Source organism: Thalassobacterium sedimentorum, from assembly GCF_031127905.1.
Lineage (GTDB): Bacteria > Verrucomicrobiota > Verrucomicrobiia > Opitutales > Coraliomargaritaceae > Thalassobacterium > Thalassobacterium sedimentorum.
On the sequence record NZ_JARXIC010000002.1, the window covers coordinates 20,707 to 47,151 of the forward strand.

Genomic DNA, 26,445 nt, shown 5'->3' on the forward strand with positions numbered 1-26,445 from the left:
TGTTCGGCGTTCCTATTTGTGAAGTGTTTCAGTGATCTCGGCAGCGGCGACTGGCAAACCACCCGTCGGATCCTTTTTAAGTATCCCCGTCAAAGCAGAAAGCGGAATCACCGCAAAGCCGAGAAAAACCACCCAACCATACACCAGGGCCACACGATCGAGACGCTTGCGCCAAAGCGCATTACGAAGCCCGACACTCTGAAACATACTGCTCACTCCGTGTGTTAAATGCATGCAAAGCAAACCAGTGGCTACGATGTAAAATACAGAAACCCACCACACTTGAAAGCCATCAACCATCATATCGTTAACATTGAAAGTATCCACCGGATGACCATTTTTCACGACCACTTCACCATGCTTAACCAAGGGCACCATAGTTGGCTCAATCACCCCCGCTTCCTCATATTGCATACCTGGCACGTTACGCGCCGTAAAATGCGCAATGTGAAAAACAATAAAGGCCAACAGAATAATACCGCTCATGCGCATGGTACGGGAAGAATAGCTCGCCTGAACCATCTTATCATCATCGTAACGATCCGGGCGCGCCTTGCGATTATCCAAGGTCAAGGTCACCGCAGCCCAGATATGCACCGCAATACTCCCCAACAGGAATATGCGAATCCCCCACAGCGCCGCTGCGGGCAGCAAATGATGCAACTTATAAGCATACGCATTGATCACCTCTGCACCGAGAAAGATCTGTAAATTCCCAAGCATGTGCCCCATTACAAAGAGCACGAGCACTAGGCCAGTTAACGCCATCAAAATCTTACGACCGATGGTGGATTTGAAGAAACTACATAATGAGCACATAATATATGTCGGGAGCTATTAAGAAAAGTATTGTTGCAACTGAGATTGGAAGCCTTTTCAAACACCGAGCAGATTGCAACCCATCTATTAGCGAAACAGATAAGTTAAATTAGCTAAGCTTCAGAATAAAGACCTTCAAACAAACGACAGGCTCTTCTAAATACGCACAGCCTTCCCCTGTCTACCTTAAAATTAACAATTCTTATCAATAAAAAATCCAATAGCAGCTAACCTAATCCGACAAACTTCTTTCAATCTAAGCTTGGAAAATGTTTGCCATGCGTGAAGGCCAAAGAATTGAATGCGAGCCCAACGGCGGCCGAACCATCAACAGCGCTCTCGTTTTTCTAAATTGATTATTCTCTAAAACAGTACAGTTCGAACACATGAAGTATATTTTCGTTACAGGCGGCGTCGTCTCCTCGCTAGGTAAAGGACTCACCTCCGCAGCACTTGGCGCCCTACTCGAACAGCGCGGTTTAAAAGTTCGTCTCCAGAAATTCGATCCCTATTTGAACGTCGACCCTGGCACGATGAGCCCCTTCCAGCACGGCGAAGTCTATGTATTGAACGACGGTGCCGAGACTGACCTCGATCTGGGCCACTACGAGCGCTTCACCTCCGGCGAGCTTTCGCGCCTCAACAACCTAACCTCTGGAAAGGTCTACGAAACCGTCCTAGCCAAAGAACGACGCGGGGATTACCTCGGCGCAACGGTTCAGGTCATCCCTCACGTTACCAATGTGATCAAAGAACGTATCTACGCCGGCGGAGGTGACGATGTGGACGTACTCATTACTGAATTAGGCGGCACCATTGGCGACATCGAAGGACTCCCCTTTCTGGAAGCCATGCGCCAATTTGCCCTCGAAGTTGGCCGCGATGATGTGCTGTTCCTACACTGCACACTACTGCCTTACTTAAAAGCTGCGGGCGAACTAAAAACCAAGCCCAGCCAACAATCCGTAGCAAAACTACGTGAAATTGGTATTCAAGCTGACATTCTGGTTTGCCGCACGGAAGAGCCAATGACCAATGAGATGCGCCAGAAGCTCTCACTTTTTTGCAACGTACCAGTTAAAGCTGTCATTGAAGAGATGGACGTGGAAACCTCTATCTACGAGCTTCCTCTGGCACTCAAAGCCGAGAATATCGATGATTTGGTCATCGATCACCTGAAGCTGGACGCCCCGGACAGTGACATGAGAGTTTGGCACGACGTGGTACGTCGCCTCAAAGCACCTAGCCACAAAGTTGAAATTGGCGTTGTCGGCAAGTATATCGAACTACAGGACGCCTACAAATCTGTATATGAATCAATTATCCATGCCGGCATTGCGAATGATACCCACGTGCGCATCGTACGTTTGGATGCCGAAGACATCGAGAATGATCCATCCAAATATTTGGCGACACTCGATGGCATCCTAATCCCAGGCGGCTTTGGAGACCGCGGCACCGAAGGTAAAATCGCCGCCGCAAAGTTCGCTCGCGAAAATAACACTCCCTATTTCGGTCTCTGCCTTGGCATGCAGATCGCAGTCATTGAGTTTGCTCGCAATGTCGCCCAATTGGAAGGTGCCAACAGCACTGAATTCGACTCTCAAACAGCGCATCCGGTCATCGACATCATGGAGGACCAGAAAGATCTAACAACAAAGGGTGGCAACATGCGCTTGGGTGCCTGCCCCTGTGAGCTTGCAGAGGACAGTTTTAGTTATCACGCATACGGCGAAAAATTAATTCATGAGCGCCACCGCCACCGCTATGAGTTTAATAACGTATATCGTGATCAATTAGTGCAAGCTGGCCTACGTATCGGCGGCGTAAACCCAGAGCGCGACCTAGTCGAGATTGTCGAGATCCCAGAGCATTCATGGTATGTTGGCGTTCAGTTTCACCCGGAATTCAAGTCCAAACCCAATGCGGCACACCCGCTCTTTGCGAACTTCATTGCTGCCGCACTAAAATACAAGCGGTAGACCCAAAGTGAACCGCGCGCTACCATTGGGCACAATGCGCTGCGCCGACACTGTGACTTCATCCGCCCCCTCAGCTCACTCCATGCGCCCGCTGTTAGCATTGCTCATCATTTTAGTGTGCGTTTGGAGCTCAGGCTGTGAATCCGCACGGCGCCCCAGCACCTACCTGGCTCATTTCGACCTAAAACATCCACAGGTTGAGGACTTTGAATTATGCGCATCGGCCGGTTGCCGCCAACTGTCACAGCTCGGCTACACTCAACCTGAATGGCAAAGCATCTGCGCTCTATTCACCCCCCCGCCAATGAACGCACAGGACGAGCGTGAACGCATAAAAATCGCCATCGCCCTAACCGAACAAATCAACGGCCCTAAAAATGGGACCGCTGGTGACGCACCACGCAACCAACGTGCACTGGGCACAGGCTCACAACTGGATTGTATTGCCGAAGCAGCAAATACAACGGTCACCCTAATGCTCTTACAAGAAGAAGGACTACTCAAATTCCACAGTACCGGCTACCCCCAGCACCGCGGCTTCTTCAGACTTCGCCTCCCGCACAACACCGCCTCAATTTACGAAAACAACACAGGAGACCACTACGCAGTCGACTCTTGGTTTTATAAAAACGGAGCCCCCCCGGTTTGCGTCCCGGTCAGTGAATGGAAAGCCGGCTACACTCCGGAGGATTTGTAGCCTCACCTGCAATGGGCAGCTTGAGCAACAAAGCGACGCGCCGCCTCACGCAATTTGGCCTCAGGCAAAGCTCCACTTGAAAGCCGCGCACAATGTGCCGGTGCCCCAGCTGGAAAACATAGATTCCCAGGCACATACAGCACGCCTTGCTCAATACAACGCCGACAAAAAGCACTGTCCATCGCGAGATCCATCCCCACAGGCGCACGCAGCCAAAAGATCAAGCCTCCCTCTGGCCGCCGCCACTGCCACCCCGCCTCACGCAAGCCCCCCGCAACCAGAGCTGAGTCGAGAATTTCCGCTTTATGTGCATAATGCTTCTGAATACCAGCCAGATGCTCCGCATACAGTCCGGCATCTAACACACGCTCAATAATCGCCTGCGAAAAATGCGCCGAACCAAAGTCTTGGTGCCCCTTGATACACAGTATTTTCTCACGCCACTCAGAATGCGTACAATAGCCATAACCAATCTTCAAACCAGTAGCAAATGGCTTCGTGTAAGTACCTAAATAAAGTTTCGGAAATGGCTCAAACTCCGGCATACTAATAATAGAAGGAGCCGGATGAGGCTGATCGAAATAAAGCTCACGGTAAGCCGCGTCCTCAATTACTGGAATTTTATATTCAGCTGCCAACAGAGTGCGCGCCACTGCACGTTTCTCCTGCATGCTCAAGGAACGACTGCTTGGGTTACAGAAATAACTGACCAAATAAATCGCCTTCACCTTCGAACGCTCACCAGCGGCCTCCAGCTCCTTCAGTCGCGCTGCCAAACCAGCTGGATCAATCCCTCCCTCGGCATCGCAGGGGATGCCAATCGGCCTCAACCCAAGCCCTTTGAGCATCTCTAAGCATACAAAATAACTGGGCTCTTCAACCAACACAATATCCCCCGGATCACACAGCGCCTGCACAGCAAGGTACAAAGCCTGCTGCGATCCATTAGTCACAAACATCGCCTGCGCATCAAACAACTCCGCCCGCTCTCCTGGATGCGTAGCAATCGCCGCACATGACAACTCACGCAAGCGCTGCCGACCTTGATTCTGCCCATATTGTAAAGCTTCATCAGCCCCACACTCACGTGTTATCTCTGCCGCAAAACGCCCCACCAACTCACGCGGCAGCACTGCATTATCTGTAAACCCCGCAGCCAAAGAAAGTAGATCCGGATTTGCCAGAGCACGCGCCATTAAATCAACAATAACAGGCTTTGCGATTGCACGCCCCTGCCGGGAAAAAGATATAGCTGTCTCTGAATTATCCATTATAAGGGAATTGCATTTGAACTCTGGAGTGATCCGATATTGTAAAGAAGGGAGCGTGCAGCCAACTGCCATGCCCCACAAGCAAATGATTGCCAATGTTTCCATTCTACTGATTGCCAGCCTGTGCCTCACTTACGCAGGCATCAATGTCTATGCAGCATTTCGAGCACATAACCTCATTTTCCCGACACCCGTGAGCAGCTATCAAGACGATGCGGACATCATCAAACTACAATCAACAGATGGTGAAACAATCTCTGCTTGCTATTTATCAACTCCCAAGGATGAACATCTGCTCCTCTACAGTCACGGAAATGGCGAAGACATCGGCACCGCAGGCCTATTTCTAAAATCACTGCAAGAACAAGGTATTGCCGTCCTCGCTTATGACTACCCTGGCTATGGCACGAGCAGTGGAACAGCTTCTGAAAGTGGTTGTTATGCTGCCATCGACACTGCTTTTAAATATGCCACCGAACAACTTGGCTACGCACCCGAACAAATCACACTCTACGGGCGCTCCCTCGGCAGTGGCCCCTCCTGTTGGCTCGCCGAGCAAAACAAAGTTGCTGGACTCATTTTAGATGGCGCGTTTACATCAACATTCCGCGTCATGACACAGATCAAGCTACTACCTTGGGATCGATTCGATAACTACGCCCGCCTCCCCAACATACAATGCCCAATTTTAATCATTCACGGCACCCACGACCGAGTCGTGCCCTTTACACACGCATTGAAAAATTGGAAACTCATATCAAGCAACAAGTATAAACTCTTCGTCAATGGAGCCGGCCATGGAAACTTGATTCAAACCGCGAAACAAGATTACTGGAACATCGTTCTACCATTTATAAAAGGAGACTTATCATGAAGTTACGCGCCCTCATAATCCTACACCCCGGCTTCGAAGAACTGGAAGCTGTCGCACCCATAGATTTGCTCAGCCGCGCCGAGGTTGAAGTAGTCCAGGCCTCCGCTGCCCAGACACTCCAGGTAACTGGTCGCAGTGGCATTACCATAGAAACCAACCACTTACTCTCCCAGATCGCAACTGAGATATTTGATGTCGTCATTCTGCCCGGTGGACCTGGTATCACCCAACTACGCGAAGATGCTCAAATCATTAAATGCCTGCAAAACCACAAGCAAGCGGGTAAACTCATCGCCTGTATCTGTGCTGCCCCCCTACTGCTACTAGATGCCAAGCTCATTCAAGACATCGAGTACACCGCACACCCGAGCACAGCCAAAGAACTCCCAAACGCACGCAACCAAGCCATCGTCATCGACAACAACATCCTGACCTCACCCGGCGCAGGCACCGCAACCGAATTTGCCCTAAGTCTGATTCAACAACTCTGTAGCGAATCCACTAAAAAAGAGATCGCCGCATCCATATGCTGGTCCCACAGCTGCTAACCCCGTCCTGCCCCATAACTTAAGCTTTGGAAGACTCCGCCCAAATCCTCCCCCGCGACAAATTACTGCGCGACAATTTCACGCCAGCTGAATCTTTACTCTTCAGTGTGATCCTAATCATGGCCAGCATGATTTCCTGGATTGGAGACCCACGTTCATTCTGGCTATTAGGCAGCCTACTCATCATTGGTTGCCTAACGCCCTTTTTACTCAAAACGCACGAGCATACGCATCCATTCTTTGTCGATTTACTCTGGCCAAAGTTCTGGATATGCACAGCCCCGGCTTGGACACTGCTCTTACAATTCTTACTGGGGCTATTCCAGAACCCACTTAGCATAACAAGCATCGGCGATCTCCCCATGCATACAGTCGCCCCGATCAGCCTATGGCGTCCCACCTCAGCGGTCAACAGTTCCGCATGGGTCACAATGTTTGGTTTCTGTGCCAGCTACCTGATGGTCGCGTCCCTTTACATAGTCCCTAAATCACGCGCATTTTTCGAACGCCTTTTTCCCTGGCTATGCTTTGGTGCCGTGCTTGTCGCAATTTTTGGCTATATTCAAAAAGGCCTGGGACTCACCAGCCCCCTCCTGACCCCAGGCACGGGGCACTTGGACTTCTTCGCATTTTTCCCTTACGATGGCCATTGGGCAGCTTTCGCTACCCTGTGGTGCTGCACTTGCATCGCCCTGGCTCTACTCTCTACCCGCTACGATGACAGCCCTGACTTCATTCAATCCATCGGTCCATGGTATCTCACTGGTGGCGCTCTTCTAGGAGCCTCTGGCTTCCTGGTACATGCCCAAATCCCGGCAGCAATTCTACTCTTCACCTTGTCAATCATGCTGCTTATTGTAGCAGCCAATTTTCTGGCCAACTCCAAAGATGTTCACAGAAAATCTATCGCAACCTGTAGTGGACTGATCGCCAGCCTTAGTTTTGCAGGTGGTATTTATCGAATGTTTCAAGAGAACACATTCGCCAGTGATGCCGCAGCACTACGTATCGCCGCCTTTGATATGTTTAAAGCAAACCCTATTTTTGGTTGGGGCATCGATAGTTATCAAAATTTGTTACCATTCTACGCCGATGACAGATTACTAGGCAAACACACGGAACGAGCCAGCTCAGACCTGCTGCAAATACTCGCAGAATTTGGACTATTTGGTGGCCTAATTATCGTTGGCTTCTTATTCGTCTTCATCTACCGCTATATACGTGGCCCGCACAATGTACACCTAACCAATCATCTACTAATCGGTTGCGGCGCAGTCCTGCTACTTAGCTTATGCGACAGCCCATTTATGTCTCCAGCGGTCTTTTTTAGTTTTTGCACCATAATGTTCAGCGCCTTACGCTGGGCAGAAATCAGTCGCAATAAAGTCGATGAAGTCGACGCAGCACGCCCTCAATTGGTCACGCATGAAAGCAAGCGTCGACTACCATTCTTTAACACGCATTACCAAGAGGAAGAAAAATGAGCCAAACACACTTTGATTACATCGTTATCGGAGGCGGCAGCGGAGGCTATGCAGCCGCCCGCACAGCACGCGAAACCTGTGAACATGTCGCCATCGTCGACAACGCTGAAACACTCGGTGGGCTTTGTATTTTACGAGGCTGCATGCCTTCCAAGACACTGATCTATTCAGCTGAAGTGCTCCACCTGGCACAAAAGGCAGAACAATTCGGCCTAGAAATCCCGACAGCTGCAGCCAATATGAGCCAGCTCCACCAGCGCAAGCTGGCAACCATCGAAGATTTCTCTGAATACCGACAGGAACAACTCCAGAGTGACCGCTTCACACTATTCCGTAACCACGCGAAATTCGTCGACGCTCAGACAATAGAACTCGACGATGGAACACGCCTCACTGCGGACAATTTCATGATCGCAACCGGTTCAACTGTATCCGAGCCAGCAATACAGGGCTTATCCGAGGTACCTTACTGGACCAGCGACGAGGTGCTCGAACTCGACTTTCTTCCAGAAAAAATCATCGTACTAGGCGGCGGCATTGTCGCCTGTGAACTCGCACAATTTCTACGCCGTATCGGCAGCGAAGTCATTCAAATTCAACGCAGCCCCCACATCCTCAAAGAGATGTCTCCCTCAGCAGCCAGTGTCGTTGAAACTGCCTTTCGCGACGAAGGCATTCAACTCTACACCGACACCGCGTTACAAAAAATCACACATAGCGAAGATGGCTTCAGTGTCAGCTTCGACCACAAAGGCAAAACGATCACCGTCGCAGCTCCCTACCTACTCAATGCCCTGGGACGGAAACCCGCAACCCAAGGGTTGTGCCTCGAGGCTGCCGGCATTCGCACACGCAAAAGTGGCCACATCAAATGCAATGCGATGCAATGTACCAGTAATCCCAAAGTCTACGCTTCAGGCGACGTCACAGGCCCACACGAAATTGTCCACGTCGCCATCATGCAAGGCGAAGTCGCAGCCAAACATGCCACTGGGCGCCCAGCAGATCCTGTGCATTACGACGACCTGCTGGGCGTCGTATTCACTGACCCACAAATCGGCAGCGTAGGCCTCAGCGAAGCTCAACTCAAAGCACGTAACATCGATTATTTAAGTGCCGACTATCCCTTTGACGACCACGGTAAGTCTATACTAATGGAAGCCAAGTATGGATACGTCAAAGTTTTTGCTGAACGCGCCACTGGTGTCGTCCTGGGAGCCGAATGCGTCAGTAAAGACGGCGGAGAACTGATTCATGCCATGGCGGTAGCGGTCACACTCAAAGCCAGCGTGCAAGATTTACTCAAAGTACACTGGTATCACCCGACCCTATCCGAGATCTGGAGCTATCCACTCGAAGACATCGCTGACGAAATGTCCCAATAAGAAAGCTTGCTATTCCAGTAAGAAGTTGTCTTTGTCCCGCGCTTTCCGGCAGATACGTAAGGTCGCGTATCGCCAACTTGTTTCGGTCCGTCATCGATGAGCGGTTGATTTAAGCTAAATACAACTGTCATCGATTGCTGCTGTGCCTGCAATTTCTCAAATGGCACATTCTATACTATGTCCGAAATTACATTTCAGGATCTTGCATTAGCCGATCCAATTCAGCGCGCACTCAAAGCTAAGGGCTACACAACGCCCTCTCCAATCCAAGCGAAAGCAATTCCAGTCTTACTGGAAGGCCATGACTTACTTGCCTGCGCACAAACAGGCACTGGTAAAACGGCCGCCTTCGCCCTACCAGTATTGGACGGTTTTGCCCGCAACCCGCGCAAGCCATTCCGTCGCGGCGTGCGCTGCCTGATCCTCACACCCACGCGTGAGCTCGCAGTGCAAGTCACCGAAAGCTTCAAAACCTACGGCGAAGGCCTCGGGCTCAAAGTCGGCATGGTGTTCGGAGGTGTTTCCGAAAAACCCCAAATTAAAGCCCTCTATGGCGGGCTCGACATCCTAGTGGCCACCGTCGGCCGCTTATTGGATCTGAAGCAACAAGGCCACATCGACATTTCACAAGTTGACACCTTCATCCTCGACGAAGCCGACCGCATGCTGGACATGGGCTTCATCCGCGACATTCAAAAAATTGCCGTCGCCATCCCACAGCAGCGTCACACTTTACTCTTCTCTGCCACCATGGCGCCAGAGATTACCAAACTCGCCAACGGCCTGTTGCACAATCCCAAGGAAATACGCATCGCGCCACAAGGCACGACGGCAGAGAAAATTGATCAACACATACTCTTCGTCAAAAAAGCAGACAAACAAAATCTGCTGCTCGACCTCATTCAAGAACACCAGGCCAATGCCAACAATCAAGAGTTGAGCCTTGTCTTCAGTCGCACCAAACACGGCGCCAAAAACCTAGCTCGCAAGCTCTGCAGCCTCGGCATCGAAGCTGACTCCCTACACGGCAACAAATCTCAAAACGCCCGCCAAAAAACCCTCGACCTCTATAAGAAGGGCGAAGTTCGCGTGCTGGTCGCCACCGATGTCGCCGCGCGCGGTATCGACGTTAAGAACATCACACTCGTGATCAATTTCGACCTCCCGATGGAGTCCGACGCCTACGTGCACCGCATTGGTCGCACCGCCCGAGCAGGCACCAGCGGCAAGGCACTCTCTTTTTGCTCCGAAGACGAAGTCGCACTACTGCGCCAAGTTGAAAAACTGATCAAGCGCACCGTGCCCGTGTATTCGCACGAATACCACGCCGCTCAGATTGAGCATCACCATACCAGCGGCGCTCCCGCACAAAAGCCCAAACAAGGCGGCGGCGGTGGTAACCGCCGCCCACGTAGCGGCGGCAGCAACAGTCGCGGCGGCCCACGTGGTAGTGGTGGCAGCGGCAACCGCGGCGCACGCCCTCAAGGCGCTAGTGGTGGGGGCAAGCCCAAGCCACAAAATGAAAACCGTCCCACCGGCGGCTTTCAAAAAGCAGCCAATGGACAACGCAGCAACCGCAGTCGTGGACGCAGCGGTCGTTAGTGGTTAGAGACAGCATCTAAATCAAAACCTGCAAGTATAAGAACTCACATACTTGTAGATTGCAGTCCTCGCTCCTGACTCGGCGTAACTGAGTGGAGCGAAGACTGTTCAGTCCGCCTGCATATTCGCTGAACAGAACAACTTCGAGCGCGATGCCCTACTGACCGCAACCTTTAGCGGCGTACATGCCAGTCAAGACGGATCGACGATTGAAGGCAGCTTCCGCACGCTCTTCAGCTTGCTGTTGATTCATCTGATTGAGCGAACCAGCCATGTTAATCGCGCTGCCCAGATATGGCAGCGAAGAACCGGCACCAGCGAGGGCTCCACTGTAGAGCGCTGCATTGACGGCCGCGCTCTGAGTAAGCCCAAGCATTTGTGCAGTTCGCATTTCGCCTTCAGCAATGCCAAGAATCTCGTTCATTTGATTAGTTTCGATGACAATCTGCTCACAGGTCATGTTACCATCACCCATTTTGTTAACTTGAATCGTGGCGGCTGATCCAGAGCTACCGGTCGTGTTACAACCAGCGAAGAAAACTGCACTGAGTACAGTCACGAGTATGATGACTTTTTTTTTCATAATTAGTGTTAGTTAGGTAGTTAGGTTAAAGTTCAAGCTTCAGGCGAATAAGCGCGGATTGCGTCAATGGTTTTGCATGTCCAAATTGATTGTTGGTCCATGGTCTTTTCCTGAAGAAAGACTCGATGTCAAAATGTAGCACTACTTATACCCTCAATCAGATTCTTGCACTATCCCCTGATCAGAGGATATTTACAAAATAATTACTAGATAACTACTCATTCCAAGGATTTGCTCCTCAGGTTAGCTCCAGTAAAGTTAATAAAAACTCTGCTAGTGTAGCGCTGGCGCAACTTAAAATCGCTTAGCGAGTCCGCTACATTTAGACGAAAAATCATCCGTTATACCTCAGCAAACTTCTGAGGATGGCTCTAGATTCTTCGATTAGCGGAATGATTCAAACGAAGCGATTGGATATTTCCAGATTGACGCCAGCACCACATTCGTCATTTCCTACGCTACACGGATCACACACGCGGGTATGGTGTAGTGGTAACACGTGACCTTCCCAAGGTTGAGCTGAGAGTTCGATTCTCTCTACCCGCACCATGCTGCATCTACCCAGTTTACTGCATATTATTCCCAAGTTGGTATTCCCAAGTTGGGCCATTTTGCCTAGCACACAGCGTATGTAAGGTAAGTAGATCGAACTTATGCCTACATTTAGTCGTCGTATTCTAACTAAGCTCCTCATTCAATTAAAAATTGAATTTAGGAAAATCATTTAGGGGCAACCAGATACTCTAGCTCATCATTCATTTTAGCCTGCAACACATCAACAACTGGAGCATACTCAACTAAATCGATCAAATTTCGTCCTTCACCACTCGAATCGGTCGCCTCACCATAATCATATAATTCACGAGCAACTATATTTCCAGTCACCTCATCAACGCTTTTGCGATCTGTTCCGGCTTCACGCCATTCAACATAGCGATAGCGTTCATCTCGTATCGCATAGCCCATCGCTCCTTTACGAATATATTGACTGATCGCAACATTAGACTTTTGAGGCATATGATTCCCCTTCAATGCAGGTACAAAACTCTCTCCAGCTAGTTCAGGAATACTAGGTAAACCAGCTAGTTCATTGAGTGTAGGAAAAATATCGACAAGTTCAACCACACCATCGTAACGCACATCTCTGGGCATTCCTGGTGCATATACAATTAGAGGTACACGTGTGGCTTCTTCATAATTCGTATGCTTCCCCCACTCTCCTTTATCGCCTAAGTGAAATCCGTGATCACCGACTAATACAATAATTGTATTCTTAGCGAGTTCCGCGTTCGTAAGTGCAGTCATCAATTTCCCAACCTGAGCATCGACATACGACACACAGGCCATGTAACCATGAATTAATTCGCGCTGTACCTCAGCTGAAAAATTACCAAATTCACCTGATGAAGTATTATAGTCCTCAATTTCATGATAACTATTGTATGCGACCTCAGGTGCACCGATCGGATAACTGGTTTGAGAAGCTAGTTCAAATGAATTTCGATCATATAAGTCCCAGTATTTCTTAGGAGCAACAAACGGCAAATGCGGCTTAATAAAGCCAACGCTGAGAAAAAATGGTTTATCCTGACTACTGGAGCTCTGTCGCTTGATATATTGCACGGCCTCTTCGCCCATCAACCCGTCAAAATAAGCAATGTCTGGTAAATCCACACTCTCGACAGCTGGCCGCATGCCTTCACTCAAAAGACGTTTCGCCTCCATCCACCAAGGCGAAAGGGCTTCCCACTTATTGGCATACTGTTCCTTTAACTTCGGCTCCTGATAATGATGCCCGGCCGGTGATCCGTATGGATCCGGAAAAGCGGGCTTCCAAGAGCTATAATACGGCTCAGTCCAAGATGGTTCATCATTATTGACTACTGTGCGTCCGTCAAAAACTTTGCCCATTCCTTTAGTTCGATAACCATTTTGAGCAAAGAACTCGGGAAGCGTAACCACATCTGGATTCAACGTCCGCATGCGCTGACTCGTACGAACTTCATAATGCGCATCAGGCCGTAGGCCAGTCAAGAAGCTCACTCGAGAAGGACTACATAGTGCCTGTTGCGCATAAGCGCGCTCAAAGACAGTTCCTGCAGATCCCAGTTTATCCATATTTGGAGTCACTGCTTGCGGATCCCCATAAGTTCCCAAGCGTGGCATCAAATCATCTACAATAATGAAAAGCACATTAGGTTTAGTCGTGTTTGCACGCAATGAGGCCACGAATGCTCCGCTACAAAAGAGTGCGACAAGCAGCCATAAATAAACTTTAAAACGCATGGATAAATTAAGGGCGTGAGAATTGTATAATCGTAAAGGCATATTGCGGTAGACTTAGAGTCAGCGATTCATCATCAATCGAATCCCAGGCGGGATAAGTGGTTTCTATGGCATACGAGCGTTTCGCAGGCGCCGAAATCACCTGCACTGAGGTCGGTGACATTCCAGCCAGAACTCCCTCACCAAGCGGCACCGTTAGCGCTACAGGTCCTTGCGCGCGCGTTGGGCGTGACATCACAATTAATGTAACTCGATCTTTGCTCTCGCTCATCGAAGCAATCGAATACAAATCGGAATTGTCAATTTCAACAGGAAGTCGATGCCCTAAAAGATGACGCGCCATGGCAGAAAAGGTATAATAGGAAGGCAACACATTATGATGATCCTCGACATAAAGCGCTTTAGCGATCCATTGGCCCTCCATTGTAATTGGCCAGAAATTTGCAAAATCAGTGCCACCTTCAATCAACGCCCCCAGCATTTCGCCTATATATAGGGCTTGCTCCATGCCTAAGGCATCTTTGCCCTCACCCCACCAAATACTGGTATTCCATTCAGTTACCCCCAGCATAATATCTTTCCCAGTAACCTCTCTAGCATAGCGTTTCAAATCGGCTAACTGCTTCGCATATCCATCTTCAAGCATGAATGCTTTTTCGACTGACCCTGCATATAAGTGCACCTCAATCATATCGATGTGGTCTTTGACTCCCTGCAACAAATTCGGCCACCATTTAAGCGCATCTGGATTACGATACTCCCGCATTAGACGATTCTGAATTTCTACATTTTGCTTGGGAGTAATCTCAAAAGCACGTCGCTTCCGCTCGGTTTCAAGCATGATCTGCAAACCTTCAGCAGTCGGCTTATCTTTCTTCGCTACCGAGTTTAATTGAACCTCCCCCGGCACGGCTATCAAAATATCTGGGTCCACCGCACGCATCGCTTCGGCATAAGCAATCACGAGTTCGGTGTATTCCTCGACAGTAAAGGCCAGGCGCCAATACATCTCATTTCCAATGGTCCAATATTTAACCTGATAATCATTATCCTTACAGTATCGAACCCAATCGGCCGCATACTGCGCACCTTTCTGAATGTCGTTCTCATAGAAAGCATACTCGGTATTCACACAAATGATCGGCTCGGCGCCTACGGCACGACAAAAACGAATAAACTCATCCGTATCCGTCGTTTCTGGACCATCGATATATGGCCATTGAGTGCTGTCGTATAGCTTATGTTCACGCCACAGATAGCGATCGGATTCAGTGCCTCCGGGAAAACGTAACATCGGCATGGGTGTCTCACGCACCAGTTCAACAAACTCGGGGTCTCCTAAAATCGCATCATCGTCGATCCAATACTCAATATTACCACCATAAACCAATGGATTAATAATCTCACCAAGCGACTGATCCGGAAAACGAACCGAGACGGGCTGTGGTGATGAATCAACGGCTGGAGTATACAGGTCAATTTCAGATAAACTCAGCGTCGCTCCAGCTTCTCCCGTAAAAGTAATCTTCACCTCACGCCCTTGCGTGGGGCTAAAGTGCAGTGAGCGCCACGCAGCATCCGTCTTCAGCGCAGTGGTCGCGACACCGTCAACTTGAACTGTTGCCTTAATGCCAGAACCTTTTAACGACTCTGCCCACGCCACTCCATTGATAGTAGTTGCTTCCGGGAGCTGGATATCGATTGCACATGGTAGCTTCAAGCTAAGCGACTCATCGCGCAAATTGTCTGAAAGAACAGTTGTCGTTTCCCCATCGACAGTCACCTGCCAAGCTGGCTCGAAGAAAGAAAGCTCAGCAATGTTCAGAGGTTGATTATTCGGATTCCACTTTAATTGCTCAAACCTCAAATGAAACTCATCGGCAATGACAGGAGGAAAAAAGACCTTAGGGGAACTCCCATGAAAGTTCCCCGCATAAAGCACTGAATCGTCACTGCTCTTATGCAATGAGAACTTAGACAGATCATTTTCTTTCCCGACATCTTTCGTCGCACGGGCGAGATAACGTACTGCTTGAACGATATGTGGCCGATCCAAGGCAATTTTCAAGTATCCCTTTCCATCCTCCTCACCTGTTAGAACAGAGCGACTGCCCAGCTCTAGATCACCATCCGCAATGGCTTCTAAATCTGATGCCGCTGCCTGACCACTCGCCTCGATAACTTCAACCGAAGCAGGAGGGATTATTTTATCCTTATTCAACAAGGTAAAACCAGTCGCATTTGAAACGCTGACGCTTGATAACGAGAAAAGAAAAAAAAGTATATATTTAGCGGACATGTATATGAGTCAGGTGATCTTGAAGGTAATCTTAGTAGGTTCGTTCAGTCATTCTCCACTTTCGAAAACGTAGATGACGCCATTTTCACGGTCGTTGAATCAATGACATCAATTCTCCCTAAACGCCCGCTCTTCCATACAATGAAATAGCGATCATCTTCCATTTTCCATCCGATTCTATTCCCCTTTGGATCCACCGCACTCCCATCTGGATTAAAAACAAAACAATATGCAGGATTAATCATGTGCTGCCATTTACCAACAATAGACAGTTTCGTATTTTCCGATTCTTCCAACAAAGCGTTTTCCGCGAGCGAAGCATCTACGTCTTTTATGTAAGTCGCCGAAGCCATTTTGACTTTATTCTTAGCTAAAATATCAATTCTGCCTAAACCACCACTCTTCCAAACAATATAGTAGCGACCATCGTCAACTTCTTTCCACCCAATGCGATCACCATTTGCAGCCAGCGCACTGTAATCTGAATAAAATGTGAAAGTTTGGTTCGGATGTGACTCTCTTCGCCAAACTCCTTGCAACGAAAACCCTTCCGGAACCTCTGGAATTTCTTTATTCACAATATAATCCTGAGGATTCGGTTTTTTGTCTCGAATCCCAAAGACGTAAGCAGTGTGCGCAAGCAATGCTTGAGTGGTCGCCTCATAAACCTTCTGATCCAGTCGATTCACACCATGCCCATACCCAGAATAGATCAACGTCTCTGCTTGACCTCCATGTTCCTTAATCGCTTTAGCAAAACGGCGACTTTGCACCCAATCGATCGTTAAATCATAGGTCCCATGATAGAGCCATGTATCGGGTGGATCATTACGAATTTGCCAAAATGCTGATGCCCGCTTTTTATCTTCGAGCGAAGCACCAATAAATGCCGCGTCGCCCCCAAAACGGCTTTTGTCACGATCGACGAGATCATAAATACCATTAAACCCATCAAAAGAGATACATTCTGGAGTGTGCTGTGCTGCAATCGCACCTAAATGAGCTCCCGCAGATGACCCAGCAATTCCGACACGGGTAAAATCAAGATTCAATTCATCAGCTCGTTGACGAATACTATCGATCGAATCCATGACATCACCAATCACATCCAAATAATCGCCTCCGTGACTTTTCCAACGATATTCAATGCGCACTCCTGCGATTTGGTTTTCCGAAGCCATCCTAAAAGACTGACGATAGAAATTATCCTTGTTTCCCGTGACCCAAGCACCCCCGTGAATATAAAAAACCACTGGAAATGGGCCTCCAGTTTTCGGCCTTTCTAAACGTAAATCTAACTCTAATTTATCGCCATTTGGTAGAGTAATCGTCTTGTAGACAAAACGATCCGAACGCACATCAGTAAACATCTCTAAATACTCAACAGTATGCTTTTCAGCCTTAGCCTGTTGTTCCTCCCAGGAAGGATATTTGGATGCATTCAGGCTGTAAACTGACAGCAATGAGAACATCATGCAGACACTCCAAAAGGGTATATTTTTTAAATTCATAAGCTATTAAGATCTAATTCAATTCAGCTTTCGAAGAAAACAAGGTATGTTATGATACAAATCGCTACTAACTTAATGCACACAAAGAATATTTAGCGGGGGCTAGAAGCTGAATAAAAAGAGATTCTTTGAAACAGCTTCAGCTGTCCATTGGCAAAGCTTGGACTAACTTGCCAAAAACTTATCCCTAATGCTCAGGATAATGTGATCCGATTCGTATACACGCGTGTTTCCACTCGCACAAAGGCTGCGACAGCGAATTACAATCAATCTAAAGCCTCTGAACTGAATCGTTTTTTATATTCGCGGGGACTATACCCCGAGAGCCGCTTAAACCAACGTGAAAAATTTGACAAGTCATGAAAGCCAATTTCAAAAGCTAAACTCTTCACACTCACCACTGCTAAAGACAACTGATCGCGGGCATAACGCAGCCGATTTTCATCATACACTTGGAACATCGATTTCCCTTCATATTTCTGAAACAATCGATCTGCATTCGAAGCGCTCATCCCTAATTTTGCCGCCAATTCTTCTCGCCGAAATGGTTGATGCTTAGGCATTGCCTCAATCAGCTGGATTCCGCGCAATACACTTTGATGCAAATCACTAATACGCGTCGGTATCAAGCCATTAGCCGTCAGACATCTTTCAAAAGCTGACAACCAATCACTAAATGGTTTTTGAAAACGTAAAAAATCGCTTAAGGTAAACTCTTGTTGATTAATTTGTTCAATATTCGTCCAAACGATATGTTCCTGCTCCTCGACCGAAATACGGCGCCGGTAACTATCAAGCAGTCGTTCTGCGTATTTTTCTAAATAAGGAAAATCCTCTCCCTTCACCACAAGACTGAGGCCATCTTCAAACAAATTACGGCCATTAGGCCATGATGCTTGAAAATGCACAGAGATAATCTCTGCATTCTCGGTAAATTTTTGCCGGCGCAAACCTGGGCGCAAGAAGACCCATTCCCCCGCACAAGCTGAAATCACTTTCCCTTCGACATCAACGACCACAGAACCTTGTTGAATATACCAAACAGCATAATTAGAGATATATCGCTCAGTATTTAGCGCGTATGGATCAACAAGACCGTCATATACCCAAAAGAGTCGAGTGTTTAGATAAAGCCATTCCTTATACGGAGTCGTCCACTTTTTCTTCTTCGGTTTCTGGGATATGCGTTGGCTCAATATAGTGACCTCGATGACCTTGATTCATAAATTCTGCAGCAAATCCATACATATCCTGAATGCCTCTAGCGTTTCAATGGAATAAATTCACAATTGCCCTCAACAATTGCCCTCAACAATTGCCCTCAAACAGCCTGATACCACTGCCGACATTCAGGTTTTCCTCGAAACATGCTCCTATGATGATCAAAAAAAACCGGCAACACACCAATCACTTTAAACTTTCGTATAGAACAGCCTAGCCAACGGACTAGCGAACACGACGACGCATCGCAAGACACATGAGTGCGACAACACCCCCCAATAGCGCAGAAGAACTAGATTCGGGAACTAAAGAATAACTGTCAAAATTAGCACCACCAGCACTCCACATAATGCCTGCCCCGGTGAAGTTATCTGGATTGACCGCATATGTATACTCCGCCCCACTCGCCGCACCATTCAAGTCGACTTGGAACTCAGTTCCAGTTGAAGGCGTATAAAATGCAGAGATCGTCCAGTTTGAAACTGTCGTATCCAGCACAACTCGCAGCAGACCAATCATATCAGCATTGGTGGCAGAATCATAGCCAAAGTTCGAGATATTGCCCGCAGCAACTCCACCTGCAGTGCCTTCACCTGACCAAAACTGTAAATTACCATTCCCCCGGATACCAAAGGTACCAAACGGACTCACTGAATTTGTTACGTACCCCCCAACAACCGGATCGGAGTTAGTAAAGAATAGGCCTGCAGCAAAATTATTGCCACTCGCAGCACTCATATCAACGTATGTTGAGGTTTCATAAACACCTGAACCAAAATCGTAAGCAATCACAGCCCCATTCGAACCAGATGTTGAACCGTCTGTCTTGATCGATGACGACGCAGTGCCCACAATCCAGCCATCAACACCGTGCAAATCAGTAGAGCCATCTCCAGTAAAGTTATAATCAAAAGTCGCTTGAGCACTCAAACTGGAAGTGAGCGCAACGCTAGCTGACAGGATAATAAGGGTAGGGATTTTCATAAGAAAAATCTCTCAACAACTCAACTAATCGACAAGCGAAATGGATAGTCAATGCGATGCAAACAGTTGTCATATTTACGCAAATAAAATATAAGCCTGAGCACTTCACATCTACGTCTTATACATATGTGCCGCACACTAGTCTGTGATTTGAAAGACTCTTACAGATGTCTTGGACTGCGGCATAATGAATACCTGAATCCGATCATTTTCCATAGGGTACCAGATAGAACGATAAACTGACCGCCACCCTGAGTCCGTATTCATCGCAATGAGCACTGGAAAATCGATATTAATAGCAGTTCCATACGAATCTGCATCACCACTAGAATCTTTGACAGTTTGGGTCGGCATCGTTTTTGAAGACTCGCCATCTATCTGAAACTGAAGGTTACCATATTTCATCATAATCGCCATAGTGGTCATATTATGGATACGAGTTTCCCCCTTTCCCAAGGCTCTCAAGGAGTTGTTAAATACTTTCGTTCTATAACGCTCTCCATCATTCGCTTTATTAGGGACCATAAATACCAAACAATCATCGCCTCCAACTGGAAGCATCACACGAGCAACGGGTGTCCTGACGATTTCACCCTCGAACGTTTCCTTAACAAAGAGCACTAACTCGGGCGTCTCGGAAATAAACTCGTACCGCTTCGAGGGACCAACAAAACTCGCACGAATCTCTTGATCTTTTCCATCTGATATAAAGTAAAGTTCTCTAATATCTGCAATTGGATTAAAAAAGCGTAATTTAGCTTTAAAGAGTTCCCCCTCCTGGGCGACAAGATCTTGCCCTCCCAAGATACTCAACAGCGACCAGAATAAATATGTGTATGCAATAGATTTAGACATTTATATTTCATCCTCCGACAACCAACGAAAACTAACAATCACATATTGGCGACCAAACCGCTGATTATCTGGGATCGCTGAATTAATCTCTGGATCGTCCGTAGAATCGACCCAAGTAGGCACTCGCTGCACCACCGCTTCACAGACCGCCGCCCTCTCCACATCACGAGTCAATGGATTTAGACTAGCACCATAAGCACGAATTCGAAAGGTATCGCTCCGTGCTGACAAGGACGGAGCCAAGCTTTGCAACAGATCATTTTGCAAAATCCACCCCGGCGCACCCGCTCCACTCGCAGGCGCATGCTTATCCCAATCAACGGAATCCCCCCAAACCTCGGTCTCTGTCGGTTCTCCTCCAAAATCTGCCACTGTATTCACAGTCATATCCAATGCCGCTTGCAACGCTCCAGCTCGACCAGTCTCGTTGTCAACCAAGCGACGATTAATAAAATCTGACAGGGAACGAAAAGGGCCACGCATTTTGACCTGGCGAACAATCTCCTCCGCCAAATCTGTCAACTCATCCGAATTCAGCGAACGAAATCCAGCCCACGCCTCTGAATTCGTTTCAACATCTGCTCCCGAATTTGAAGCCATGGGGTGCTGAAAGCGCGACACCGGCACCTCCAGTTCAGCTGCAGTCAGAGATCTGATTCCATTCGCAAAAATGTCAAAATATCTGAATTCATTCGCTTGTAAAAGTGTGGCCAAAACAGCCTTCCAAGCTTCCACTGATGTTGAATTAACATTAAACGGGCCATCGACCATTAATGTAGCTGCTGCTGTATCGATATCCCGCAACTCACTCATGTAATCGTCATCGATTACATCATGTCTTGAATAATATTTATAACGGCTATTCGGCAGTTTCTTTCCCTGTGAAACATATTCTGTATCAAAGGTTTCAAAAGGAGGATACATCAACGCTTGCCCAGCTTCTGGAACCGTCGAAAAAAACCATGAATCAAACAGTGCATCATTATAATGCCATGCGAGATCGATAGCTTCCAACGCAGTTCCATTTCCGTCGACATTTCCCGAACCAGTATAGATCGTTTCAGTGAGTGCGCCGAAAGGCGGCGCATAGGAGCTCCCAATAGTATAAAGTGGAACCGTATCTAAAGCACCCACTTCCGCATGCATCAATTGCCCAATGGAGTTCAATGGCTGACGAGGCAACTCCTTTAACACCACATGCTCCTGCCCTGCAAATGAAACTGAATTTCCTGCACGTGCGATCCCCGAATTGATGGAGTCGATCATTGCTTTGTCCGAATTCCATTCGGCACGGTCAAAAACTGAAACATCCCACAAGGGCGAATGCACTTCACTGGAATGCCCAGGTCGCGCATGCCATGCCAATGGATTATAGTGGGCGATGTACGGAATCGAATCTGCCCCGAGCTCAGCACTGCTGGTTTTCAATCGAGCCACAATATTAGCGGCGTATAAAATATCTGCAGCAGAAGATCCTAGCTGAATATTACTCGACGAAACGACGTGATAATAATCCCAAAGTGTAAAATCTTCAGAGCCTGATGAAGTTTCATCCGTTCCAGCCCAAAGATCAGTAAAGGGGTATGATCCAGACTCTGAAGCAGGTGGACGCAATCCCCAAACATCACGCACCACAAACCCCTCATTCGGCTCTCCCGATGTATACTTAGCGTCTGTAATCGCCAATGTTAACCGAAAATCATTAATATCTGTCATGGAGGTATTCTCTCCAAAATCAAGATCCAAGGAATCATGAATCCACTCAGAATTCGTATCTGTTACATCAAAATCCTGACTTGAAATGACTGCCCGAAATGTATTGTGTGGTGCACCACCAACCGGGCCAATCATCTGTGTGGGTAACGGACGGCCATCGACCCAACCCCCGAAGCCCCCCGCAGCGCCATTGTAATTTTTGTACCCTTGACTCGTAGCTGGTGTAAACTGAATCGCAAAAATTTTCATTTCTCCCGGTTGGAGCACAGTCTGATTTAGATTTGTAATATCACGCCAGTCATAATCTGAAAACAGCGAAAACGTAAAATGCCCGGTACGTGTGGTGGAATCATGATCTTGCCATAAATCGACTATATTTGTTGGCGTGCCAAATAACCCTTGAGTCGCCCCAGTTGCCCCATCGCGAACCACTATTTGCATGTCCGCTGCTGGATCATAGGTAATTCTATAATCACTGGTATCCAGCGCCACGTTATAAGGATTCCACAAGACGACAAGAGGACTAATCACATGTCGACCTTGAAGTATCTCTGCCCATCGCTCTTTTACACTCGGAGAGTCATCTGGCCGATCATCTCTCCAATCCCAACGATTCCCAATTTGTGAATCACTATAATCGGAAATCACACCTCCAACACGCCAAATAAACTGCTGCACTACTGGCGCAATTGGATGCGAGACGAGCTTCCAATCACTAATAGCTCCATCGATCAAAGGTTCCGTGCTTAAAAGATCAGCGTCAAATTCCGCACGGGCCCCATCCCAACTCACTGGAAGTGTATTACGCGGCTTAAGCACGGGCATATCTGCATTGGGATTATCAAGCAATTTATAAATGTTCGACCAAGCCGCCAAACTGTCCCATTTCATGGGAAAAACATCCGTAATATTCTGATTACTTAACTCTGATAATTGGTCGCTGAGCCCACGCGAAAGATCACGTCGTAGCCCTCCATTCTTCACATCGGCAAGCACTCCGTAGCTCTGCACGGTTAAATCATGCTGGTATGGAGCCCAAATCTCCGTCCCAAACCTCAATTCAAGATCGATTAGATTGGACATCTGACTTCGCTCTCCAACCGTCATCAAACTACGAAAATCACTAAGCCCTGTAAGCACTTCAGCCTTAGCCGACTCCGCCGCACCAAACCTCAGGCTCTGGCTCAACGAATCCGTGCTTTCATAAACATCCGTATCCTCCTCCCAACTACGGGCATTTACCTTAGCCTTAACCCCCTCGTCCAAAACAGCCCATGCGTACGCGAGGTTATCATCAACACGAGTGATTGTTTCAGCTTCAACCGCAGGAACGAAAGCTCCTGAGCTATCTGTTCCAGCACTCACAAGTTCATAAGGATCGAGCAAGTTTGATGTGATAGAACTCAGTTCATTATTCTCAGTCGGCATCGATGCAAGCCAACCAATAAAAGTCTTACTATTTGGATTGAGCGGATTCGCGTCATCGCTTCGCCAGACACCTGTCCAATATTTTTTGGCTTCAGCAGGAACTAGATTCGCATAACCTCCGTCCAAAATATCTGCACGTGAGGTCACTCGCTGATCGCTTCCGGTCATTTTCTGTAAATGTCCCAACGCAAGATTGAGCGATAGGAGCGCTGATTGCTCAGCACGTAATTTAGTGATCCCGACATTGCTAGTCGCCACTTGAGTTTGAGTGAATGTAGTTAAGGCCAACAGCAATAACAACACAAACGCCATCATTGATAAAGCAATCACCAAGGCAAAACCATCGCAAGACCGAGGAACTGACATGCTTAAAACACGCTGTCTATTTTTTACCTGAGATACATGAACGACTTGACTACACTGTTTGCTTAATTTGTTCATCTGAATGGGATAAGGGTAAATTTCGACTGATTGCTGTAAGTATCATTATATTCAAATCTCCTCGCATACGGACAAGTGAAATCAAGGATCATACATGCACAATAGCTAGTCATATCTTACACAAAAATACTTAAACATAAACACAGCTAGCACCCTTTCATTCTAATTTTCCCCTAGCTCACAAAGCAGTGCCTATTACTGGAGAGCGCTTCAATCGCATTTCAGTGGAAAGTCCTCCAGTTGCGCAAGCGCTCAAGATAATTTCACCGTCCTCGGGGAGTGTTCGGAGCACACACGAAGCGATCCCTGCCTCTAAATGAGCAGTGCCTCCCAAGGGCCCAATCAGTTCAGCAGGGCCACGAACTGTAATATTAATCGCTCCTTCTGCATCGGTGACCAATACACCCGATTCATCTAGACATTCTACATGCACAATCAGGGTATCAATGCATCCCACAACCACAGGGACTTGCTCCGAATCCACAACAATACGAAGCTGGGTCCATACACAAGTTGTCCTCCGTTGATCGCAAGCAACAACAGTACCATCAACTAAAGCGCGCGCTTCAAGAATTCCAGGAACAACAGCATCTAAATCAAAAACAAATGGTGGATGTCTTAAATATTGAGTATGTATCGAAATAGAAGGCGACTGCACACCTATGCGCTCTCCATTCAACAAAAGCTCAACCTGCTCGGCATTACTAAACACCAGTATACGGCGAGAGGAAGAAGCCTCCCAATTAGATGCAATAAACACCATTGCACCACTATCCCAAGCAGTGTCGGCAGTGCCAATCGGACGCTGGCTACGGTAAAAGTAGTGCGCGTATTTCGGCAGCCTGAATATATCACGAACCCCCATAGTCGCCCTCATCGAGTGATAGCCACGCGTATAGTCGCAAAAGGCCCACTGCCCACAGGCAATCGCTTTTGTTGACAGATTTTCGTTGACCGCTTCGATGAAATTTCGGGCCTGTTGAATCTGTGCTAGTTCACCATCTCCCCGTTGCTGTCGACTCGAAAAGCGTGAATCCATCACACCTTCGTGAGCATCTTGATTAAAACCTCCATTACTCGCGTAAAACTCCCAATCTCCATACTCTGCGACAATTAAGGCACGCTCTCCGTTACGATACGTATGCAAACCATCGTGCTGACGACTCCGAATATACAGATCAAAGGCATCGATCCACCCACATGTATAGAATTGATCTCCAGGATACTCTTCATGCCCAGCATGGTGCATCCGTGCCATGAACTCATCAGGCATTTCTGCCTCATTCAACGACAATTCCCAAAAAAATGCACTCGGATGATTTCGATCTCTGCGTACCAGTTCTCGAGCAGCAACTTCACAGGCATCCTGAAACACTTCACTTCCAAAATACTGCCAACCAGGAATGCAGCTCATCACAACAATTCCAAGTGCATCACAGGCATCTAGAAATGCAGGTGACTGTGGATAATGAGAACATCGAACGTAATCAAAGCCCGAATTTTTAATCTTCATTGCATCGCGCCATTGCGCCGCATCTGACAATGCATAACCTAGATACGGATACTCTTGATGACGATTTGTGCCCAATAAACGATACGGCTTACCATTAATTTCCAGCCCTCGGCTTCGAGATGCGACAAAACGACGAATTCCGATTTGAATTTCACGTGAATCGACATCACCATGAGCAGCTATAACTTCAACTCGTAATCGATACAGATTCGGCGCATCTGGAAACCACAGCTTGGGCTTAAGCAGGGTCATTTCAGTAGTCAACTGATGGTCTTCATCTGGTGCAAAATCAAATGACGCTTCGTTGTCTGCTACACGACTATCCGTGTCGTCGAGGAGCGTGACGCGCACTCGACCAGCCTGCGACGCATCACCTCGATTACGAACGTCAACCGCTACCGAAATACTGGCAGTATCCGCAGTCACCATCGGGTAACGGACAAATATACCACCGCCAGCAACCTTATTTGCTTCCGCTTCATCGGTAATATGCAAACGAGGCTTGAGCTCCAGAGATACAGTGCGATAGATACCACCATGCCAGCAAAAATCAATTTTATCTAAAGCTTTCCCTGGTGGAATTTCCGCATCGTGACGATTATCCAAAGTTACAGTAAGCTGATGTCTACGTCCCGCGACGATCTCCTTTAGAACATCCACACACAGAGGCAAATATCCCCCCGAATGTATAGCAACTAGCTTGCCATCAATTCGGATTTCAGCCTTCTGCATCAGTCCCTCAAAGCGCAAGAGAACTGCACCCAACCCATCGGTTTCTTCAACTAAAAGCTCGCGGGAATACTCACATACTCCCGTCCACATATCGCTCCCATTCAAGTCACATGCCTTAGGCGTGTGAGGCACACAGACAGCTTCCGGATGCTGGCCTTCAATTGAAAAGCTCCAACCAGCATTCAGGTCTATAATACGTTTTGTTGACATTGTA

At 47.8% G+C, this 26,445-nt stretch carries 18 protein-coding genes and 1 tRNA gene; 8 read left to right on the forward strand and 11 right to left on the reverse strand.

Going from position 1 to position 26,445, the window contains the following annotated elements; genetic code table 11:
* Positions 1–12 precede the first annotated feature (12 nt).
* On the reverse strand, positions 13–819 hold the full coding sequence (locus QEH59_RS01120) for a succinate dehydrogenase cytochrome b subunit (RefSeq protein WP_308983518.1): 807 nt from the start codon (positions 817–819) through the stop codon (positions 13–15).
* A 386-nt stretch (positions 820–1,205) separates the two neighbouring features.
* Between QEH59_RS01120 and pyrG the strand changes: the two genes are divergently transcribed.
* On the forward strand, positions 1,206–2,801 hold the full coding sequence (pyrG, locus tag QEH59_RS01125; protein ID WP_308983519.1) for a CTP synthase: 1,596 nt from the start codon (positions 1,206–1,208) through the stop codon (positions 2,799–2,801).
* Between the two features lie 82 nt (positions 2,802–2,883).
* Positions 2,884–3,498, forward strand: a complete 615-nt coding sequence (locus QEH59_RS01130) for a hypothetical protein (protein ID WP_308983520.1) — start codon at positions 2,884–2,886, stop codon at positions 3,496–3,498.
* 2 nt (positions 3,499–3,500) lie between these two features.
* Here QEH59_RS01130 and QEH59_RS01135 read toward each other — a convergent pair whose 3' ends face one another.
* Positions 3,501–4,769, reverse strand: a complete 1,269-nt coding sequence (locus QEH59_RS01135; RefSeq protein ID WP_308983521.1) for an aminotransferase-like domain-containing protein — start codon at positions 4,767–4,769, stop codon at positions 3,501–3,503.
* 55 nt (positions 4,770–4,824) lie between these two features.
* Between QEH59_RS01135 and QEH59_RS01140 the strand changes: the two genes are divergently transcribed.
* From QEH59_RS01140 to QEH59_RS01160, 5 genes are all read left to right on the forward strand, one after another.
* Positions 4,825–5,643 carry an alpha/beta hydrolase gene (locus QEH59_RS01140; protein WP_308983522.1) on the forward strand — a complete coding sequence of 273 codons (819 nt, stop codon included), beginning with the start codon at positions 4,825–4,827 and terminating at the stop codon, positions 5,641–5,643.
* A complete protein-coding gene (locus QEH59_RS01145; RefSeq protein ID WP_308983523.1) occupies positions 5,640–6,191 on the forward strand; it encodes a DJ-1 family glyoxalase III in 552 nt (183 codons plus the stop codon). Before QEH59_RS01140 ends, QEH59_RS01145 begins: the two co-directional genes overlap by 4 nt.
* Positions 6,192–6,217: 26 nt before the next feature.
* Positions 6,218–7,675, forward strand: coding sequence for an O-antigen ligase family protein (locus QEH59_RS01150; protein WP_308983524.1), 1,458 nt, complete (start codon positions 6,218–6,220; stop codon positions 7,673–7,675).
* Complete coding sequence (locus QEH59_RS01155) at positions 7,672–9,060, forward strand: dihydrolipoyl dehydrogenase family protein (RefSeq protein WP_308983525.1); 1,389 nt, start codon at positions 7,672–7,674, stop codon at positions 9,058–9,060. Before QEH59_RS01150 ends, QEH59_RS01155 begins: the two co-directional genes overlap by 4 nt.
* Positions 9,061–9,237: 177 nt before the next feature.
* Positions 9,238–10,662, forward strand: coding sequence for a DEAD/DEAH box helicase (locus tag QEH59_RS01160; protein ID WP_308983526.1), 1,425 nt, complete (start codon positions 9,238–9,240; stop codon positions 10,660–10,662).
* 157 nt (positions 10,663–10,819) lie between these two features.
* Here QEH59_RS01160 and QEH59_RS01165 read toward each other — a convergent pair whose 3' ends face one another.
* On the reverse strand, positions 10,820–11,245 hold the full coding sequence (locus QEH59_RS01165) for a hypothetical protein (protein ID WP_308983527.1): 426 nt from the start codon (positions 11,243–11,245) through the stop codon (positions 10,820–10,822).
* Positions 11,246–11,720: 475 nt separating this feature from the next.
* Between QEH59_RS01165 and QEH59_RS01170 the strand changes: the two genes are divergently transcribed.
* Positions 11,721–11,794, forward strand: a tRNA-Gly gene (locus tag QEH59_RS01170).
* Between the two features lie 171 nt (positions 11,795–11,965).
* Here the strand turns inward: QEH59_RS01170 and QEH59_RS01175 are convergent.
* The 8 genes from QEH59_RS01175 to QEH59_RS01210 all read right to left on the reverse strand — a co-directional run bounded on the left by QEH59_RS01175 (position 11,966) and on the right by QEH59_RS01210 (position 26,441).
* Entirely contained in the window at positions 11,966–13,531 is a 1,566-nt protein-coding gene (locus QEH59_RS01175; RefSeq protein WP_308983528.1) for a sulfatase, read from the reverse strand.
* A gap of 7 nt (positions 13,532–13,538) precedes the next feature.
* Positions 13,539–15,830 (reverse strand): hypothetical protein, encoded by a 2,292-nt coding sequence (locus QEH59_RS01180; protein WP_308983529.1) that lies wholly within the window; start codon positions 15,828–15,830, stop codon positions 13,539–13,541.
* 44 nt (positions 15,831–15,874) lie between these two features.
* Entirely contained in the window at positions 15,875–17,341 is a 1,467-nt protein-coding gene (locus QEH59_RS01185) for an alpha/beta hydrolase (RefSeq protein WP_308983530.1), read from the reverse strand.
* A 266-nt stretch (positions 17,342–17,607) separates the two neighbouring features.
* A complete protein-coding gene (locus QEH59_RS01190) occupies positions 17,608–18,537 on the reverse strand; it encodes a helix-turn-helix domain-containing protein (RefSeq protein ID WP_308983531.1) in 930 nt (309 codons plus the stop codon).
* Between the two features lie 250 nt (positions 18,538–18,787).
* Positions 18,788–19,546, reverse strand: a complete 759-nt coding sequence (locus QEH59_RS01195) for a PEP-CTERM sorting domain-containing protein (protein WP_308983532.1) — start codon at positions 19,544–19,546, stop codon at positions 18,788–18,790.
* A 138-nt stretch (positions 19,547–19,684) separates the two neighbouring features.
* Entirely contained in the window at positions 19,685–20,401 is a 717-nt protein-coding gene (locus tag QEH59_RS01200; protein ID WP_308983533.1) for a hypothetical protein, read from the reverse strand.
* Positions 20,402–23,911, reverse strand: a complete 3,510-nt coding sequence (locus tag QEH59_RS01205) for a hypothetical protein (protein WP_308983534.1) — start codon at positions 23,909–23,911, stop codon at positions 20,402–20,404. It abuts the gene before it with no gap.
* A 253-nt stretch (positions 23,912–24,164) separates the two neighbouring features.
* A complete protein-coding gene (locus tag QEH59_RS01210; RefSeq protein WP_308983535.1) occupies positions 24,165–26,441 on the reverse strand; it encodes a glycoside hydrolase family 2 TIM barrel-domain containing protein in 2,277 nt (758 codons plus the stop codon).
* Positions 26,442–26,445: the final 4 nt, after the last annotated feature.

What these genes read in the sequence shown, in the direction of transcription:
- QEH59_RS01120 (WP_308983518.1), bottom strand. Translation starts at nt 819, where the DNA reads ATGTGCTCATTATGTAGTTTCTTCAAATCCACCATCGGTCGTAAGATT.
- pyrG (WP_308983519.1), top strand. Translation starts at nt 1,206, where the DNA reads ATGAAGTATATTTTCGTTACAGGCGGCGTCGTCTCCTCGCTAGGTAAA.
- QEH59_RS01130 (WP_308983520.1), top strand. Translation starts at nt 2,884, where the DNA reads ATGCGCCCGCTGTTAGCATTGCTCATCATTTTAGTGTGCGTTTGGAGC.
- QEH59_RS01135 (WP_308983521.1), bottom strand. Translation starts at nt 4,769, where the DNA reads ATGGATAATTCAGAGACAGCTATATCTTTTTCCCGGCAGGGGCGTGCA.
- QEH59_RS01145 (WP_308983523.1), top strand. Translation starts at nt 5,640, where the DNA reads ATGAAGTTACGCGCCCTCATAATCCTACACCCCGGCTTCGAAGAACTG.
- QEH59_RS01155 (WP_308983525.1), top strand. Translation starts at nt 7,672, where the DNA reads ATGAGCCAAACACACTTTGATTACATCGTTATCGGAGGCGGCAGCGGA.
- QEH59_RS01160 (WP_308983526.1), top strand. Translation starts at nt 9,238, where the DNA reads ATGTCCGAAATTACATTTCAGGATCTTGCATTAGCCGATCCAATTCAG.
- QEH59_RS01165 (WP_308983527.1), bottom strand. Translation starts at nt 11,245, where the DNA reads ATGAAAAAAAAAGTCATCATACTCGTGACTGTACTCAGTGCAGTTTTC.
- QEH59_RS01175 (WP_308983528.1), bottom strand. Translation starts at nt 13,531, where the DNA reads ATGCGTTTTAAAGTTTATTTATGGCTGCTTGTCGCACTCTTTTGTAGC.
- QEH59_RS01180 (WP_308983529.1), bottom strand. Translation starts at nt 15,830, where the DNA reads ATGTCCGCTAAATATATACTTTTTTTTCTTTTCTCGTTATCAAGCGTC.
- QEH59_RS01185 (WP_308983530.1), bottom strand. Translation starts at nt 17,341, where the DNA reads ATGAATTTAAAAAATATACCCTTTTGGAGTGTCTGCATGATGTTCTCA.
- QEH59_RS01195 (WP_308983532.1), bottom strand. Translation starts at nt 19,546, where the DNA reads ATGAAAATCCCTACCCTTATTATCCTGTCAGCTAGCGTTGCGCTCACT.
- QEH59_RS01200 (WP_308983533.1), bottom strand. Translation starts at nt 20,401, where the DNA reads ATGTCTAAATCTATTGCATACACATATTTATTCTGGTCGCTGTTGAGT.
- QEH59_RS01205 (WP_308983534.1), bottom strand. Translation starts at nt 23,911, where the DNA reads ATGTCAGTTCCTCGGTCTTGCGATGGTTTTGCCTTGGTGATTGCTTTA.
- QEH59_RS01210 (WP_308983535.1), bottom strand. Translation starts at nt 26,441, where the DNA reads ATGTCAACAAAACGTATTATAGACCTGAATGCTGGTTGGAGCTTTTCA.